Raw genomic sequence first — 15,798 nt, 5'->3', positions numbered from 1 at the left:
GCCGGGCTTGGGACGCGTCCAGGTCGAGGCGGGCCAGTGCTGCGAAGAGCGGGTCCGCGCACAGCGCGGTGAGCATCCGGGCGAGCTCGGCCGACCGGCCCACGAACAGCGCCGGCTCCCGCGGCAGCTGGCGCGGGCGCGGATGCCCGTTCCCGGCCTGCCCGTTCTCCGGCCACCCGGTCACGGAGCCGTCCCCGGCCGGCGGCGCGGCGGAGGAGACGGCGACAGGCGCGGCGGGAGGGACGGTGGGGGTCATCAGGTCCGCGTCCCGGCGCAGCACCGCCTGGTGCAGGCGGCGCAGCTCGGGTCCGGGGTCGAGCCCGAGCTCGTCGGCCAGGGTCCGGCGGGCCATCGCGAACACGTCCAGTGCGCCGACGACGTCACCGCACCGGTACAGGGCCACCATCAGCTGGCCGTACAGCCGCTCCCGCAGGGGGTGCTGCCCGATCAGCTCGCGCAGGCGCTCGGCCGCCGCCATGGGGCTGCCGAGCGCGAGCTGGATCTCCGTGTACTCCTCCGTCGCGCTCAGATACTGGTCGGTGAGCCGGGCGACCACCTCGCGCAGGGTCGGGCCCAGCGGCGCGTCCTCGGCCGCCCTGCCCCGCCACAGGGCGAGCGCCCGGGTGTAGGCGTTCTGAGCCGCCACGAGATCCCGCCGGGCCAGCGCCTGGCGGCCGTGCGCGGCGAGCGCCTCGAACTGGAAGAGGTCGAACTCGGCCGGCGCGACCCGGAGCAGGTAGCCGGCGTCCGAGGTGACCAGCCGCTCGACGGCCGGGTCGGCGGAGGGGGGCAGCAGCCTGCGCAACTGCATGAGGTAGGTGCGCAGGTTCGCCACCGCCGAGCGCGGCGGCTCGTCCCACACCTCGGCCACCAACGACCGGACCGGGACGACGTAACCGGCGCGCGCGAGCAGCATGGCGAGGACCGTGCGCTGTTTCGGCGCCGTGATCCGTACGGGTGAGTCGCCGTCCTGGATCCGCACCGGGCCGAGGAGTTGAAACAACATAGTCCTGCCTTCCTCGACGGCCCCCGTGTCGACCGGCCCCGGCAGCCGCCACGACACCGGCTACAGGGCCGGCCCTCCCAGCCGGCGCAGCGCGACGCCGAGCAGCCGGTCAGCGGGGAAGAACCCCCGCTGCCGGGAGTCGATGCTGTCCGGGTTGTCGCCGAGGACCACCAGCGTCCCGGAGGGCACGTGGGCCACGCCGTCACCCGCGGCGATCCCCTGGGGCACCGGGTCACCGGGCAGCGCGGCGATCCGCTTGATGTTCCAGCGCCGGCCGTCCGCCCCGGGCGGTCCGGGCGCGTATCCGCCGGCGGGATCGGAGGGGGGCTCCAGCACGACGACGTCGCCCTGCCCCACCTGGCCGATCCGTCGCCGCCGCACCAGGACACGGTCGCCGTCGGTCAGCGTCGGAGCCATGCTCATCCCGTCGACGGTGACCACCACGTAGCGCCGGCGGGCCCACAGGGCGCCCGCGGCCAGCGCGAGGGCACCGGCAACCAGTCCACGAACGATCAACGTCACCGCGTCCTTCCCCCGCCGGCCCGGGAAGGGCCGATCGCTCACGGGAAACGATCTCCACTGACGTGGTGTCTGTCAACAGGTCCGCCTCCGCCGCCGTCTCCGCCGCCGGAGCGAGCGCGGAAACGGCCGGGTGGCGGCTCCGGCCTGCCGTACGGCGGGCAGCCGGGTGACGGGGCCGAGGCGTCCGAGCCGGAGAACATCTTCGAGTTCGGTCTCCAGCGCATGCTGGACGGCGTCGCCGCCCTGATCGGACCGGCCTGACCGCCCGGCACCGACCGGACGGAGGCCCCGTCCCACGCTCGCGAGCCCAACGGGCAGCATCCTGCCGCCGGGTCTCCGGGCGGGCGGCCCGCTAGCGGTCGTCGTCCCAGGAGAGGGCGGTCATCCGCCAGCCCTCCGGCGTGCGCAGGAAGTGGATGCTCTTCGTCCCCGTCCCGGTGAACGGCAGGCCGGCGTGAACGCCGCGCTTACGGTAGTGGCACAGCCGCTGCGCGACGTCGCCGAAGATCTCCGTGCGCTCCCAGGTCTCCTCCTCGGCGAACTCGGTGAGCTCGCCCGAGGTCAGCAGCTTCTGCCGCGGCTCGGCGAACGAGTCCAGACTGTAGACCTCCTGCTGCGGCCCGCCCCTGACGATGATCCCGTCCGGGACGAAGAGCCGGTGGATCGCGTCGACGTCCGGGCGGGCGCCGTCCGCGTTGGTGAACAGGCGGAAGAAGGCCGCCGTCAGCCCGTCGATCTCGGCCTTGTCGGCGGCGGCCCGCGCCCCGCGGGCGCGCCACTCGTCGGCGAGCACCGACCAGACTTCGATGTCGACGCGCCGGCCCTCGCCCGGGTAGACCTGCCGCAGCGTGCCGTCGTGGGTCATGCCCAGCCGCTTGGCGACGTTGACGCTGCGCACGTTGCCGGCGACGGTCCGCCACTCGACGCGCTGGATGCCGCGCTCCCCCACCGCCCAGTCGACGATCCGCCCGACGGCGCGGGTGATCAGCCCGTGCCCCTCCGCGCCGGGTTCGAGCCAGCAGCCCGCCTCGCAGACGCCCAGCGCGGTGTCGAACGACACGAACAGCACGCCGCCGACGAGTGTGCCCTCCAGCCAGATCCCCCAGATGCCGCCCGCGTCCTGTGCCCGCTTGTCGGCGTAGCGCCGCAGCACCGCACGGGCCTCGGCGAGATCGGTGGCGACGAACGTCGGCGACACCCACGGCGAGATGTGCTCACGCGCCCGGTCGAGATTGGCGAGGAACTCCTCGGCCAGCCACGGCTCAAGCGGCCGCAGTTCCGCGCGGGCGGTGAGGGGAAGAGCGAACATCGGACCTCCGGCCAAGTTCGTAACAAACGTTCGGTATGTAGACTAGTGGGCCATGACTCCCGCCCGCACCGACCATGAGGCCCGCCGCCACGACGTCTCCGAGGCGGTCTGGCGGGTCCTCGCCGAGCACGGGTTCGCCGGCCTCACCCTGCGCGCGGTCGCGGCGGCCATGGGGGCGTCCACCGGGCTCGTCACGCACTACTTCGCCGGCAAGCACGAGCTGATCGCCCACGCCCTCGACATCCTGGAGGCACGCACGCGGCAGCGCCCGCGCCTGAAGGCGCCCGCGAGCGGGCTGCCCGCGCTACGCGCCCACCTGCTCAACATCCTCCCGCTGACATCGGAGGGTGTGGCGATGAACCGGATCTGGGTCGGCTCCTGGGACGTGGCGCTCTCCGACCCCGCGCTCTTCGCCGCGCAGGCCACCCGGTACGACCGCATCCGCGCGGTGCTGTGCACCGCGATCGAGGACGCGCGGCGCCTGGGCGAGCTGCCCGTCGAGGCCGACGCGCAGCGGCTGGCGGCGACCGCGCTGTCCTTCACGCACGGCCTGGTGGTGCAGGCGCTCTTCGCCCCGGACAGCTTCCCCCCGGAGCACCAGATCGAGCTCGTCGACGACTTCCTCGCCACCCTCGCCGCCGGCGCCGGCCGGCCCGCCTGACCGCCGGGCGCTGATCGCACGGCGTGCGGACGTGACGGCGTCGGCGCCGCAGGACCGCGGCGCCGACACCGTCACGCTCCGCCGGCCAGGCGGGCGATCTCGTCGCGTACGGCGCGGCCGAGCCCGTCGAGGAGCCGATCGGCACGGCCGTCCGAGGTCGCGGACAGCAGTTCCGCGACGACGGCGGGCGGCACGTATCCGAGCACCCGGCAGGCGCGCCGCACCGTCATCGCCTCCACCAGGCGGACCGCCGCGGGGACGATGCCGAGCGCGCCGAGGACAGCGGCCGTGACACGGTCATCCGTGTGCGCCAGGATGCTCGCGCTCCGGCTGAGGGGCATCGCGCCCACCAGCCTGGCCGCCCGATGCGGGGTCATGTGGTCGATCATCCGCGCGGCTCGCGGCAGCGGCAGCAGCGCCAGCACCTCGGCGGCCGGGCCTGGCGCCTCCGCCGCGCCGTCCAGGAGCCGCCCGGCGGCCTTCGGCTCCATCGAGCCGAGCAGGGCGGCGGCCTCCTGGCGGGACCGGTCGAGCAGCGGGCTTGCGCCGTCGCGACCCTTCTCCGTCTGGACCGGATCCCGGACCGGACCTTGGACCGGACCTCGGACCGGATCCCTGACCGGATCTCGGACCGAGTCCCGGACCAGATCTCGAACCGGCTCCCGGACCGGATCCCGGACCGGACCTTGGACCGGACCTCGGACCGGATCCCTGACCAGCCTTGAGCCGTGGGCGCCGTGTCCGCGCCGCGACTCCCGGTCCGTTCCCGGGCCGGTGCGCCGCTCCGGCTTCTCCCGTTCACGGGGCCGCGTCGCCGGGCCCGCGAGGATCGTGTCCAGCCGCCGCCCCAGCTCGGCCGCCCCCATCCGCCGGGCGGGGTCGGTGACGAGCAGGCCGGCGATCGCGCCGGCGAGCGGACCCGGTCGCCGGAAGCGCGGAGGACGCCCGGCGGTGACCGCCCGCGCCGTTTCGATCAGGCCGGCACGGAGGAACGGCGAGTAGCCCTCCAGCGCGCAGAACAACGTCACTCCCAGCGACCACAGGTCCGACGCCGGCCCCACCGCGTGCCCGTCGATCCGTTCGGGCGCCATGAAATCGACGGTTCCGAGCAGCATGTTGGTCGAAGTGAGGCCGCCCTCCCCGGAGATCCGCGCGATCCCGAAATCCACCAGGAAGACCCGGTCACCGGGATCGACGACGATGTTGGCCGGTTTGACGTCCCGGTGCAGCACCTGCGCGTCGTGCACGGCGGCCAGGCCGGCCAGCACCTCGCGTCCGACCCGGGCGATCTCCCGCTCGGACAGGCCCTGCCGCCGGGCGAGGGCCTGCTGCTCGATCCGGCGGTCCAGCGGCGTGCCCTCGATGTACGCCATGACGATCCACGGCGATCCGTCGTCCATGAAGGCGTCGTAGATGTCGACGACCGCCGGGTGCCGGATCCGCGCGGCGGCACGCGCTTCGCGCAGCGCCCTCTCCCGCCGTACGGCCGTGTCCTCGCCGTGCGGCGCCAGCAGGATCTCTTTGAGCGCGACGGATCGCCGCAGCGTCCGGTCCCAGGCGAGCCACACCGTGCCCATGCCGCCCCTGCCGAGCCGGGACCTCAGCTCGTACCGGCCTCGGACGATCCGTGCCGTCATCCGGTGGCCTCAGTCCTCGTCGGGGAGCAGCTCGATCCCACCCGAGCGCTCCGCACCCGGCCCCGGCCTCCGCAGGACACGGGTGTCCGGCATGCCGCGCAGAACCTGGTCTTCCAGGGGCCCGTACTCGTAACCGGAGTCGGCCGGCTCGACCTGGGTGTCGTTCGGTCCCCGGGGAGGCCCCGTCTCCTGCCCGAAGGCGGTGCCGGGCCGTCGCGGCGCGTCCTCCCGGGGCGACCAGATGCGCCAGACGCTGTCCGACCCGCCGGGCTCCGCCGGCCGGGACCGGGCCCCGGCGCGGATGCCAAACTTCTCGCGCATGCCGTCCAGCTCCTGGCGCTCGGCGAGCGCGAGCGCCTTCTCGTAGATGCCGGGCCGCTGCATGAGCTTCACCGCGACCGGCAGGCATTCGATGAGCAGGAACAGCGCGAACAGCAGCAGCCGGGCCATGCTGAGGGTGAGGTCCTTGCCGGTCAGCTCGTTGAGCGCCCGGAGCCGGGTGAGCAGCCCGTCGGTGGCCAGGTTGTCCTCGTCGAAGGTCCGCTGGATCCCGGCCTGCTGCTCGACCGCGGCGTCGAGCTGGCGCTGGACCTGGGGCAGAGCCTTCTCGGCGGCGGCGAGCCGTGTTTTCTTGGCCTGTTCCCCGGTCGCGTTCAGCTCCCGCTTGCGGTCCTCTATCTGCCGGGTGAGCAGCTCGACGCGCCCCTTGTCCTTTTCGTACGCGCGCCGGCTCTCCTGAGCGAGTGGACCATTGCCCTTTTTAACGCAGTTTGGGCCACCATAGAGCTGACACTGCCACTCTTTGTAGTGTTTGTCCGCTTGTTTCTGCTCCTCGGCGCGCTGGGCGGACAACGCCGTTATCTTCGAGTCCCGTTCCATGTCAAGGGGGACGTCGCCGCCGGAGGAAATCACCTGCCGCAGCTCGGCCACCTCCTTGCGGAGCTGGTCGACGCCCTTCCCCACCGCGCCCTGCTCCTGCCGTACGGCGAAGGCGTCGCCGCGCCGCTGTTTCATCTCGGCGACCTGGGTGTCGATCTCGGCCTTGAAAACCTGCAGCACCAGAGGAGTGGAGATCACCAGGCCGAGCACGACGGCGACGAGGACGCGCGGCACGGCCAGCGCCCAGCGGTTCGGCGCGTCGGCCCTGATGGTGGAGACGAGCCACCGGTCAAGGCTGAGGATCGCCAGGCCCCACAGCAGAGCGGTGGCGACGGCGAGGACGATGTTGACGCCGAGCGTGCTGTTGAGGGCGAACGTCATGGAGACGAAGGCGAGGACGCTCGTGGTGAGAACGGCGCCCCCGATGCCCTCGAATTTGCCGCGTTCGGTCGGGCACGTCCGGAGAACCTCGGGCCGCGCTCCTGACAGCGTGACCAAAACCGTGGACAGCGCGCTCAGGAAACGTCTCATGCTCCTCCTCGGGAAGGGAGTCTCACCGCGTCGGCGCCGACTGGAAGGATGCCGCCCCCCGGTGGGGATATCAGCGCCAATCATCCGGAGGGGATATCATAGGCGCCCAATATCGCATTTACAGATACCCGATAGAATTTCATCGAGGGACCTGACGCAACTCCTCGCCCCAAAAATACCCCCTAACGTTATATACGCCGACTAATCGGGACACCGGTGACGCAGCACAGCTAATACGACATATCTATGGAGGACTCCTCGTGCCGGAGCCCGACAGGGATCTGAGCAGGAAAGCGATCGCCCAGGCCCTGGCCGATCTCGCCGACACCGATCGCCTCACCCTGGTGGAGGTCGCCGCCGACGGCCTCACCACGTTCCTTCTCCATCGGGACGACAACGGTTGCCCCCGCGGCCGGAGCTGGTCGGCGACCTGGCCGGGCCTCGCGGGCGAACGCGGATGGGACGCCGATCCGGCCGGGACCCGGGAGGCCGTGCTACGCACGACCCGCGCCGCCCTGTCCTCCGCCGGTGTGATCCTCGTAGCCGCCTCCTCCGCCGACCCGAAGGTCGAGCAGGCCCTCACCTGGCTGCGTGCGGCACATCCCGCCGCGCAGGTGCTGCGGACCGAAGCCCCGATCGCCGCACGGGTCCGGGAGGTCATGGCGGACGACCCGCTGACCAGGTCGTACGAGCTGGTCGTCGTCCTCGTCGACCCGGACACCAGCCGGCCTCGGCTGACCAGCAGGCAGCTCTTCCCCCTCGGCTCCCGCCCGGGGGCCCGGATCCGGGTCGCCCTCCGCTGCGAGGCCGCCGGCGCGCACGGCACCGCGTTCGCCGTGGTCACCTGGCAGGGTCCGGAGCCGCGGCTGCTGTCCGTCCAGTCCGCCCCGGTCACGCCCGGCCGGTACGAGGTGACCGCCGAGCTGATACGGCCCGGCCGGGTGCGGTTCACCGGCCTGCCCGCGCTCTCGCCCGACCCCCGTGACTGGAATCAGCTCGTCGCCGCGCTCCCGGACCGGCTCCCGGGGCGCACCGGCCCGGCGCATCTCGTCTGCGCGGTGGAGGTCTGCGGAGCGGACGACCAGGTCGCGGAACGGCTGAGCCGGGCACGCCAGATGATCAGCTCTGCCTCCGGCGAGATCGGCGGTCTGCTCCGGGTCTCCCTCCTCGCCTACGCGGCGCACTCGTACGACCCGTCGGCGCCGGAGCTCCCGGTGCGGGTCGCGGCCTGGGAGGCCGGCGCGGGAGAGGCCCTGAACGCCCTCGGCGCGCTGGAGGAGCGGGGAGCGGTGGCCAGGGGATATCCGTACCACCCCCACGCGGCGCAGTTCGAGGACATGCTCGCCGTGGTGGTCGAACGGCTCGGCCGGGCGGATCCGGCACCCGCCGTCGTCCTCACGGTCGGAGGCCGCCCGCCGCACCCGGCCCGCACCGACCAGTCCAGGATCCTGCCCTGCCCCCACCGGCACGACTGGCGGAAGCTGGTCGCCGCCCTGCGGCAGCGGCAGGGCACGGTGCTGGGCGCGATCTGCGACCAGCCCGCCGACCAGGCGCACCAGGCGTGGCACCGGATCGGCGCGGCGGCCCTGGCCCATCTGGAGGCGGTGGACGTGCGCGGCCTGGCCGCCGATCTCGGCCTGGTCGCCCCCTCCCCCGTTCATCTCCCGTTCCCCCTGCTCGACGAGACGGAGTGACGACGCGCATGCAGCCCGATCCGAGCCGGGAACGTCCCGATCACAACATCGCCATGTGGGGCGCTCCCGGCAGCGGCAAGACCACCCTGCTTGCGGCGCTGTTCATCGCCCTGACCAGGAGAAACGACGACTGGAAGATCGTCGGATCCGATCCCGCGTCATCGGACTACCTGATCGAGAAGACCAACGCCCTGTTGCGGGGCAAGGTGTTCCCCGAGGCGAGCATGGCCCTGGAGCGCTATCACTGGACGCTGATCGGCCCCGCTCTCCGCAAGCCCGGCTTCTGGGGCAGGAAGGCCAAGCCGGGGCCGCCGACCCGGATAGGCATCGGCATGGTCGACGCTCCCGGAGGGTTGTTCGGCACGGGACGGCGCCCGGCGGGCGGCCCGAGCGCTCCGGACCTCTCGGGAGACCCGCGCCGGCAGGAACTGCTGGACAACCTTGAGCGGAGCCGGGGCATCGTCTTCCTGTTCGACCCGATCAGGGAGTTCACCTTCGGGGACGCCTTCGACCACATGCACGCCCCGCTCGCCCGGCTCGCCGAGCGGATGCTCGTCGCCGGCGAGTTCACCGACGGGAAGCTGCCGCACCACATCGCCGTGTGCGTCACCAAGTTCGACGATCCCCGGGTGCTGGAGACGGCCGAGAAGCGGCGGCTGCTCACCGCGGACGTCGACGATCCGTACCGGCTGCCCCGGGTGGCCAGCGAGGACGCGCGGGAGCTGTTCCACGAGCTGTGCCAGGTGTCGGCCAGCGGCAACGCCGACATGGTGCTCAACGCGCTCGACCAGTTCTTCCACCCCGATCGGATCCGCTTCTTCGCCACGTCCTCGATCGGCTTCTACGTCGACCGGCGCACGAAGCATTTCGACTGGGACGACTTCCAGAACATGCTCCCCGGAGAGGCGGACGAGGACTCGCGCATCCGGGGGCAGTTGCATCCGATCAACGTGGTGGAGCCCATGCTCTGGCTGGGGCAGCGGCTCGCCGCGGTCCGGCCGGCGACGGAGGCGTCGTGACCGGCCACGAGATCGGATTCGAGTGGGCGCTGGAGGGGAAGCGGCCCGGTGCCCACGACGACTACGAGCTGCTCTCCTGGAGCGACGACCGCCTCGGGCCCGAGGTCTTCGAGGAGATCAGGAGCAGATACGCCACGGGGCTCTCGGCGGATCTGCCCCAGGTGACGATCGCGGTCGCGGCGACCAGGGAGCGCGAGCAGGTGTCGCACCACATCGTGCTCGCGGCTCAGGAGTGGTCGGGGCACCGGGACGCCACCAACCGCAAGATCGTCTACACCCGCTGGTTCTACGTCCCGTACCAGGAGCTGGTCGACCATCAGGTGTCCTACGAGGCGCTCTACCACGCCCTCGTGGCCCTGCCGGTGACCCCGTCCCCTCCCCTGACCGTACGCGTTCCGGAGTTCGACCCCACGGCCCTCGTCCCCGGGCCGGACGCGCGGTGCGCCGCCGCGCTGCTGCTGACCGGGCGGCCCGTCTGCGTGGTGGGTGCGGACAGGGTTCCCATGATCGAACGGTTGCGCTTCCTGGACACCGTCGCCGCGCTCCTGCCGTACGGCATGCGGACGAGGCTGACCGCGGCGACCTGGACCAGCAGCACGGCCCGGCACAAGATCAGGCTGTCCTTCGCGCGGCACGCTCCGGAGAACGCCTACGAGGTGCGGTGGGGGCACGGAACGGAGATCACCTGGCAGGACGGCCCGGCGAACGTGTGCCTGAGCCTCCTGGCCCGGCCCGACGTCCGGCTCGCGGACATGCTGCGGGGGCTCGCCGGGCTGACCAATCCGCTGTCGTTCGGCCCCGAGGACCTGCCGGACGCCGTACGGCTGCTCGAACACTCCGGCTATCCCGAACTGCGGCCCCACGCCGCCACCGGCGTGTGGTGGAGGAAGGAGCGTGAGCCGGCTCCGCGAGGAGGCGGCGCCCCGGGGCCTGGGGCAGCCCCGCCGGCCCTGCCGGCCTCGCCTGCCCCGGGACCGGGTGAGCCACGGCCGACCGCATCCGTACGCTGGCGGTTGAGGTGGCCGAGCCGAGACACCGGCGAGAGGCCGGCCGTAGGCGCGCCCAGCGCGACGCCCGAGGTCGTGCCCGAGAGCCGGGCCACGCCCGCCGCGGCGACCGTGCCCTACCGGCCGGCGGCCGCCGCGGGCCCGCCCCCGGGCGTGGTGCCGAGCCCGACCCCGGGCGCGGGTGCGAGCATGGGCGCGGGTGCGAGCGCGGGTGCGGTGCCGAGCCCGACCCCGAGCCCGACCCCGGGCGCGGGTTCGAACGCAGGCGCGGTGCCGAGCGCGGGTGCGGGCGCGGCGCCGAGCGCGACCCTGGGTGCGGGCGCGGTGCCGCCCTCGATGCGGACCGCGCTCGGCGGGCTGGAACAGGCCGACCGCGGGAGACGGCCCGGCTGGGGCCTGCACGGCAAGGTCACCATGGTCGTGGCGTTCGCGACGCTGGCCATCACCTTGATCGGCGCCGGTGTCGTCGCCATGCTGCGCGCTCCGGGCGGCGATCCCCTCGCCGAGGGGGGCGTGGCCGGGACCGAACCGGGCACGGTCGTCGTCCAGGCCCCGTCCGGGCAGGAGGACGAGTTCGCCAGGAACCTCGTGGCCGAGGCCGTCCGGCGGACGGGCTACCGGGCCGAGATCCGGCTGAGCGACACCCCCGCCACGACCGCACCCGCCGCGGGACCGGCCGTGGTCCTCATGGAGATCCCTCCCACGGATCCCGCTCTCTCGGGCGCCCTGCCGACGTGGCCCGCCAATCCGCTGGCGGCGCAGGGGTTCTCCGCGGTCGCCGCCATCCCGGTCCCGGACCAGGACGTCCTGGTCTACGACGTCGACCTGATCGGGCCGGAGAAGTTGACGGCGGCCTTCGCGCATCCCGACGAGGAGGTCCGGATCTCGGTGCCGGACGCCCCCCGGAAGGGGCCCTCTCGGGAGCGGTCCGAGCGGGTGCTGCGGCAGCGCCATCCCTGGCTGCACCTGGAGACCGTCCCGGCGCTCGACCCGCTGCGCGCCCTCCGGGACAAGGCGGTGCAGGCCGCCATCGTGCCCCGCGAGGCCGCCCGCGACAGCGGTTATCCCCGATCGGAAGCGCTCGCCGGGCTGCCGGGCCGCTCGTTGCTCATCCTGTGCAACCAGGCCGCCGGCCAGGTGCTGCGCGACGCGCTGGACACGGTCGCCCGGTCCGTCGACCCCGGCAGGCTGGCGTCGGAGGACTTCGACTCCCCGGTGACGGCGGCCGCCCGGCTGGTCGAGTCGGCCCTGCCGCCGTCCGGTGCCGTCCCCCTTGCCGAGGACCGCGAGAGCGACGGGGGGGATCCCTTCTGGCCCGCCCTCTCCCTGGTCGCCGCCGGAGGCGCCGCCGGATTCCTGGCCCTCCTGCTGGCGATACGGCTGCCGACCAGGATCGAGCCGCACCGGTACCCGCCGCACCCGCCGTCCGCGCCGGCCTCGCCCGGCTCCTGAGCACGCGGTTCTTGAACACCCGGTGCTTGAGCACGCGGCTCCTGACCGCTCCTGACCGCGCGCCCTGCAGCCCTGCCGCCACCCTGCCGCCCGTGAAGTCGTACGGCCTCCACCACGGAGCGGCGGCCCTCATCCTCGCCGCCGGACACGGCCCCGAGACCGTCCAATGGAAAGAGCCCAGATCGACTGTGCCGACCTGGGCTCTTTCGCTGGTGCGCCGCCAGGGACTCGAACCCCGGACCCGCTGATTAAGAGTCAGCTGCTCTAACCAACTGAGCTAGCGGCGCGTGAAGCTCTTGAAGGATAGCGCACTTCCCGGAGGGCTTCGAAACGGAGAACAGCGAACCGCTATGGTAGAACAACATTCGGTCCTGTACTGGGAGTGCACATGTGGTTCCCCTCGCCCGCCGACGCCCGGGAGCGGCTCAGCGCCGTGGACTACCTCGCCGACGACTCCATCGCGACCTCGGTCTTCCTGGCCGGCGCGCTCGGCAAGCCGCTGCTCGCCGAGGGGCCGGCGGGAGTGGGCAAGACCCAGCTCGCCAAGGCCGTGGCGGCGGCGACCGGGGCCCGGCTCGTCCGGCTGCAGTGCTACGAGGGGCTCGACGAGGCCCGCGCGCTGTACGAGTGGAACTACAAGAAGCAGCTCCTGCGGATCCAGGCCGGGACCGGCCAGGACTGGGACGCCACCCAGGACGACATCTTCACCGAGGAGTTCCTGCTCGAAAGGCCCCTGCTCCGGGCGATCAGGTCCGAGACCCCGACGGTCCTGCTGATCGACGAGACCGACAAGGCCGACGTCGAGGTGGAGGGCCTGCTGCTGGAGATCCTCTCCGACTACCAGGTCACGATCCCCGAGCTCGGCACGGTCACCGCCGTGCGCAGGCCGTACGTGGTGCTGACCTCCAACGCGACCCGCGAGCTGTCCGAGGCGCTCAAGCGGCGCTGCCTCTACCTGCACCTGGAGTATCCGACGCCGGAGCGCGAGCGCGACATCGTGCTGGCGCAGGTGCCCGCGATCGAGGCGGCCCTGGCCGAGCAGCTCGCGCGCACGGTCGCCACGATGCGCGCGTTCGAACTGAAGAAGGCGCCCTCGATCGCTGAGACCGTCGACTGGGCCAACACGCTGCTCGCGCTGGGCCGTACCGAACTGGACGAGGCGACGGTCGCCGCCACCCTCGGGGTGGTGCTCAAGCACGCCTCCGACCAGGCTCGGGCGCGCAAGGAGCTGGCCCTGTGAGCGGCGGGACGCGGGAGGCGCGGACCCCCGTGAACGGCTCGGCCCGGGGAACGGGAGGCGCTGTGAACGGGCGGACCCGGGAAATGGGAGGCGCTGTGAACGGCCGATCCCGGGGGGCGGGGGACCCCGTGAACGGCCGGGTCTGCGGGGCGGGGGGCGGGAGGTGAGCCTGCTCGACCGGCACGTCGGCTTCGTGCACGCCCTGCGCGAGGCCGGGCTGCCGGTCTCGCTCGCCGAGGGGCTGGACGCGGCCCGGGCGCTGCAGGTGATCGACCTGGCCGAGCGGGAGTCGCTGCGCGCCGCCTACGCCACGACCCTGGTCAAACGGCCCTCGCACCGCCCGGGGTTCGACACGCTCTTCGACCTGTGGTTCCCCGCCGCCACCACGGGCCTGTACGGCCCGCGCCCGCAAGACGGTCCGGACGCCGATGAGCTGGATCCGGAGACCGCGGCGATCGCCGAACTCCGTGACCGGCTGTCCGAGCTGCTGTTGGGCGCCGACGGGATGAACGACTTCGCCCGGGCGATGGTGGAGCGCTTCGGCCGCCAACCCGCGGCCCCCGGCCGGCAGAACTGGTTCTCCTACCCGGTGCTGCGGGCGCTGTCCCCCGAGACGCTCATGGCCCGGCTGCTGGCCGAGGTGCTGGCCGGCCAGGAGCGCGGCGGCCTGGCGGAGAAGGTGGCCCGGCAGCGGATCGGCGAGAACACCAGGCGGTTCGAGGAGGCCGTCTCCGCCGACGTGCGCCGCCGCATCGCCGAGGACTCCGGGATCGAGCGGATCGCGCGCTCGGCCGTACGGCCGCCGCTGGAACAGCTCGACTTCCTCCGGGTGACCGGGGCCGACCTGGCCAGGCTCCGCCGGGAGGTCCACCCCCTCGCCCGCCGCCTGGCCACCCGGCTGACCGTCAAGCACCGGCTCGGCCACCGGGGCCGCCTGGACTTCCGCCGGACCGTGCGGGCCTCGCTGTCCACCGGCGGCGTGCCGCTGACCACCTTCAACAGGCCGCGCCGCCCGCACCGGCCCGAGCTGGTCATCCTCTGCGACACCAGCGACTCGGTCGCCTCGTTCGCCCACTTCACGCTGCTGCTGACCTACGCGCTGCGCGAGCAGTTCGCCAAGGTCCGCGCGTTCGGCTTCGTGGACACCGTGGACGAGATCACCCGCTTCTTCGTCCCCGGCGCCGACGTGGTGGAGGCGATGACCCGGCTGACCCGGGAGGCCGACATGGTGCGGTTCGGCCGGACCAACTACGGCAACGCCTTCGAACGGTTCGCCGAGCGGTACGGCGACGCCGTCGGCCCGAAGACGTCCCTGCTGATCCTGGGCGACGCGCGGTCCAACTACCAGCCGCCCGCGCTGGAGACGCTGCGACGGCTGAGCCGGCAGGCCCGGCACGCCCACTGGCTCAACCCGGAGCCGGTGAGCCAGTGGGACACCGGCGACTCGCTGGCCACGGCCTACGGCGGCATCGTCCCGATGCGCGAATGCCGCAACGTCGTCCAGCTCGCCGCCTTCGTCGAGGAGCTGGCCTGAGGAGTCCCACCGCCACGACCGCCGCGGGCGGGGTCCGCCCCACTCGGAGATCGTCAGTTGACGCGCTTCCGGTCAGGGGACAGACCGAGTAAGCCCGGAAGGGGTGATGGGCCGGCGAGCTGAGCAGCGGCCGAACCCCCACACATCCACCTCGGGATCGTCCCAGCCCCTGGGGGCCGGTGACTGTGATCACATCTGCCGTCATCGACAAATTAGTAATCGGTACCGTACCGTTTATTAAATGACGGACACCGTACTCATCGCGGGCGCCGGCCCCACCGGGCTGGCCCTGGCCATCCACCTGGCCCTGCACGACATCCCCGTCCGGGTCATCGACGCCGCCGCCGGCCCCGCCACCACCTCGCGAGCACTCGGCCTGCAACCACGGGGCGTCGAGGTGCTGGAACGGATCGGCGCACTCGGCGACCTGCCGGAACGGTCGCAGTCCTCGCTCAACATGTCCTACAACGAGGGATCCCGCACCGTGCTGCGATTCCACGTCGGCCAGGCCGTCGCGGACCAGCCGAAACAGACACTGCTCATCTCGCAGGCCGACGTCGAGGGCACCCTGCGGCAACGACTGGGCGAGCTCGGCGGCGGCATCGAGTGGGGTACCCGGCTGGTCGGGGCCCAGCAGGACGGCAAGAGCGTCACCGTCACCGTCCAGACGGCCGACGGCACCACACAGCGCATCGAGACCGACTGGCTGATCGGCTGCGACGGCGCGCACAGTATGGTCCGCAAGCTCGCCGGGATCGCCTTTCCCGGCCGCAAACTCATCGAACGCCTGCTGATGGTCGATGTACGGGCCCAGTGGCCGTACGACAAGAACGGCAGCACGACCTGGATGGACGCCGGCAACATGCTGTCGGTGACCGCGCTGCCGGACGATATCTGGCGCGTGTTCAGCGAGCCACCGGCAGACCTGCCGGACCAGCTGACCGAGAGCGAGATCACCGACCGGGTGCTGGATGAGTTCTCCCGCCGCAGCGGCGTCAGCCTCGACACGGTCACCGAGATCCGCTGGGCCTCGGAGTTCCGGATCCACCGCCGGCTCGCCGACGCCTATCGCCGCGGCCGGATCCTGCTGGCCGGCGACGCGGCGCACATCCAGAGCCCCAGCGGCGGGCAGGGACAGAACACCGGACTGGGCGATGCGGAAAACCTCGCCTGGAAGCTGGTACTGGTCGCCCGCGGCAGCGCCGACCAGCGACTCCTGGACACCTACGAGGGCGAGCGGCGCCCGCTGGCCCGCAACGTCCTGAGGGCCACCAGCACCGCGGTGAACATCATGTTGCCCGACACCC

At 72.6% G+C, this 15,798-nt stretch carries 12 protein-coding genes and 1 tRNA gene; 7 read left to right on the top strand and 6 right to left on the bottom strand.

Annotation, left to right across the window (positions count from 1 at the left end):
- From ACWDS7_RS37065 to ACWDS7_RS37055, 3 genes are all read right to left on the bottom strand, one after another.
- Positions 1-1,006 (bottom strand): AfsR/SARP family transcriptional regulator (locus tag ACWDS7_RS37065; protein ID WP_451933053.1); only part of this gene is annotated, 1,006 nt, incomplete at its 3' end.
- Between the two features lie 60 nt (positions 1,007-1,066).
- Positions 1,067-1,522, bottom strand: coding sequence for a S26 family signal peptidase (locus ACWDS7_RS37060; protein ID WP_451933052.1), 456 nt, complete (start codon positions 1,520-1,522; stop codon positions 1,067-1,069).
- Positions 1,523-1,880: 358 nt separating this feature from the next.
- Positions 1,881-2,837, bottom strand: a complete 957-nt coding sequence (locus tag ACWDS7_RS37055; RefSeq protein ID WP_451933051.1) for a GNAT family N-acetyltransferase — start codon at positions 2,835-2,837, stop codon at positions 1,881-1,883.
- Positions 2,838-2,889: 52 nt separating this feature from the next.
- Here ACWDS7_RS37055 and ACWDS7_RS37050 point away from each other — a divergent pair, with 52 nt between their 5' ends.
- The gene (locus tag ACWDS7_RS37050) at positions 2,890-3,498 is read left to right on the top strand and encodes a TetR/AcrR family transcriptional regulator (protein WP_451933050.1); all 609 of its coding nucleotides are present in this window, start codon (positions 2,890-2,892) and stop codon (positions 3,496-3,498) included.
- A 71-nt stretch (positions 3,499-3,569) separates the two neighbouring features.
- Here ACWDS7_RS37050 and ACWDS7_RS37045 read toward each other — a convergent pair whose 3' ends face one another.
- Both ACWDS7_RS37045 and ACWDS7_RS37040 read right to left on the bottom strand, forming a co-directional pair.
- A complete protein-coding gene (locus tag ACWDS7_RS37045) occupies positions 3,570-5,135 on the bottom strand; it encodes a protein kinase domain-containing protein (protein WP_451933049.1) in 1,566 nt (521 codons plus the stop codon).
- A gap of 9 nt (positions 5,136-5,144) precedes the next feature.
- Positions 5,145-6,545, bottom strand: a complete 1,401-nt coding sequence (locus tag ACWDS7_RS37040) for a DUF4407 domain-containing protein (RefSeq protein WP_451933048.1) — start codon at positions 6,543-6,545, stop codon at positions 5,145-5,147.
- Positions 6,546-6,805: 260 nt separating this feature from the next.
- Here ACWDS7_RS37040 and ACWDS7_RS37035 point away from each other — a divergent pair, with 260 nt between their 5' ends.
- Genes ACWDS7_RS37035 through ACWDS7_RS37025 form a run of 3 tightly spaced genes read left to right on the top strand, consistent with a single transcriptional unit; the run spans position 6,806 to position 11,717 of the window.
- Positions 6,806-8,239, top strand: coding sequence for a hypothetical protein (locus ACWDS7_RS37035; protein WP_451933047.1), 1,434 nt, complete (start codon positions 6,806-6,808; stop codon positions 8,237-8,239).
- 8 nt (positions 8,240-8,247) lie between these two features.
- Complete coding sequence (locus tag ACWDS7_RS37030; protein ID WP_451933046.1) at positions 8,248-9,258, top strand: hypothetical protein; 1,011 nt, start codon at positions 8,248-8,250, stop codon at positions 9,256-9,258.
- On the top strand, positions 9,255-11,717 hold the full coding sequence (locus ACWDS7_RS37025; protein WP_451933045.1) for a hypothetical protein: 2,463 nt from the start codon (positions 9,255-9,257) through the stop codon (positions 11,715-11,717). The genes ACWDS7_RS37030 and ACWDS7_RS37025 overlap by 4 nt, the downstream gene beginning before the upstream one ends.
- Positions 11,718-11,927: 210 nt before the next feature.
- Here ACWDS7_RS37025 and ACWDS7_RS37020 read toward each other — a convergent pair.
- Positions 11,928-12,004: transfer RNA gene (locus ACWDS7_RS37020), tRNA-Lys, on the bottom strand.
- Positions 12,005-12,105: 101 nt separating this feature from the next.
- Between ACWDS7_RS37020 and ACWDS7_RS37015 the strand changes: the two genes are divergently transcribed.
- The 3 genes from ACWDS7_RS37015 to ACWDS7_RS37005 form a co-directional block, all read left to right on the top strand.
- On the top strand, positions 12,106-12,957 hold the full coding sequence (locus tag ACWDS7_RS37015; protein WP_451933044.1) for an AAA family ATPase: 852 nt from the start codon (positions 12,106-12,108) through the stop codon (positions 12,955-12,957).
- 163 nt (positions 12,958-13,120) lie between these two features.
- A complete protein-coding gene (locus ACWDS7_RS37010; RefSeq protein ID WP_451933043.1) occupies positions 13,121-14,491 on the top strand; it encodes a vWA domain-containing protein in 1,371 nt (456 codons plus the stop codon).
- A gap of 241 nt (positions 14,492-14,732) precedes the next feature.
- On the top strand, positions 14,733-15,798 hold a 1,066-nt coding region (locus ACWDS7_RS37005), incomplete at its 3' end, for an FAD-dependent monooxygenase (RefSeq protein ID WP_451933042.1).

The organism is Streptosporangium sp. NPDC003464, from assembly GCF_053588315.1.
Note: the sequence above shows the minus strand (reverse complement) of the source record. Positions and strands in the feature narration are given on the sequence as shown.